The sequence below is a fragment of the Kitasatospora sp. NPDC059088 genome (assembly GCF_042738155.1).
Lineage (GTDB): Bacteria > Actinomycetota > Actinomycetes > Streptomycetales > Streptomycetaceae > Kitasatospora.
The window spans coordinates 4,016-5,529 of record NZ_JBHYGR010000247.1 but is presented as its reverse complement, the minus strand read 5'-3'; the positions used below and the strand labels follow the sequence as shown (position 1 = coordinate 5,529).

The following is a 1,514-nucleotide window of genomic DNA, read 5'->3' as shown; positions in this document are numbered from 1 at the left end:
GTATCGCGGCACATGCCGTGTCCCACAGTGGTCGTGTCTCGTTAGGTCACATCGCCTAGAGGGAGCGCACCTTGATGAGCGGACTCACGTATGTCGCATTGTAGAGCCAGAACCTGACTTCGGGAGTGACGAAGGACACGCTGCGATGGTCGCTGGTCACCAAGCATCGTGATCATGGTCCGTTGCGTGGTCTGGAACCAGGTACGGGAAGAGCCCACGTTCGAGTGCGTCGTGATCAGCGGCAGGTGTGAGGTCTTCCACCTTGCACACCAGAGTGGCCGGCAGGCCAGCAATCTTGATCTCCTCTTCGTTGCCGAGCCGGAGGCCGCACAGGCTGCACAGCAGTCCCTCTGTGATGAGCTCCATCTCGTACAGCAGTGCGGCGTTCGGCGCCTTCAGGAAGAGCGCGGCTGCTTCTGTGAAGCAGGCCGGACACTTGCGCGACATGCGAAAGAGCACACCGGTCGGGGTGCGCTCGACGATCACGAGACCCACCTCGCCGACCGCCTTGGCGACGTTCTCGATCGTGCCCTTGGGCATCTGTCCGAACCGGGAGTTCGCCCTGGATCGGGCCTGGAGAATGCGCAGAAGAACGGCCTTTTGGACCCGGTCGAAGCGGCGGTCGAGGGTGACCTGCGCTGTGGCTGCCCATGGTCCCCAAAACTCGTCCCGGTCCTGCTGCGTGTGGGTGAGGAGCTTGCTGACGGTCTCTACGAACGGTTCAAGGTAGTCGTCGGCACTGCTCGTCCCAAGGTGAGCAACGCCGTTCCTCAGCTCGATCAGTCCGTCGAGTTCTTCGGACTTGGACAGGACCCCCATCTTCCTCAGCCGGGTGATGGCGGTGGCGGCCCCGATGGTGTGAAGCCGGCGCGGCGGGTTGGCCGTGGCGCCAGCGAAGTGCAGCAGCATGTCGTCGTTGCCCTTGACCTCAGAGAGCAGCGTCGGGTGGACCCGGAACAGGGTGGCCTTGGCCAGGCGCTCGACGCTCACGCCTGCTTCCAACAGGAAGACCTCAGTCTGGCCTTCTGCGTGGGCGTCCAGGGCGAGGTGAGCGAAGTCCTTCGCGCCGGATAGCAGGCTCTCGAAGGTGATCGATGTTGCCATGTGGCGACGGTAGCGATGAACTGACCCAGGCCGCACGGGGTTTCATCGGCCTTCGGCCGATCCGGCAGTGCCGCGCCCGCTTCGCTGCGTCTGGCCGGACGGCGGCAAGAGTGCTCTTCCGCCGGTCGTGTTGGGCTTCCAGCCGCGCGGAAGCCCCGGCGGGGGCTCCTCCGGACCCCGCCCCCGCCGGATTCGTTTCCATGGCTGAGGAATGGAGGCCGTGTCCCCTTTGTACTGTGCGGCCTTATGCGGGCGCGGTCCCGTGGGGCCGAGATGTCGACTGCGCGGCGATGCCTCTGATGGCCTCAGATCACCCCGACACTGGCTTCGAGTGACTTCCGTCACATCGGCTCCGGGGGAATCGTCGGGAGCCTTGGGTGGGGGTGGGTATCGTCAGCTGACGATACCCC

At 64.7% G+C, this 1,514-nt stretch carries 1 protein-coding gene; it reads right to left on the bottom strand.

The window, feature by feature from the left end; translation table 11 throughout:
- Positions 1–156 precede the first annotated feature (156 nt).
- A complete protein-coding gene (locus ACFWXO_RS44690; RefSeq protein ID WP_380532828.1) occupies positions 157–1,104 on the bottom strand; it encodes a hypothetical protein in 948 nt (315 codons plus the stop codon).
- Positions 1,105–1,514: the final 410 nt, after the last annotated feature.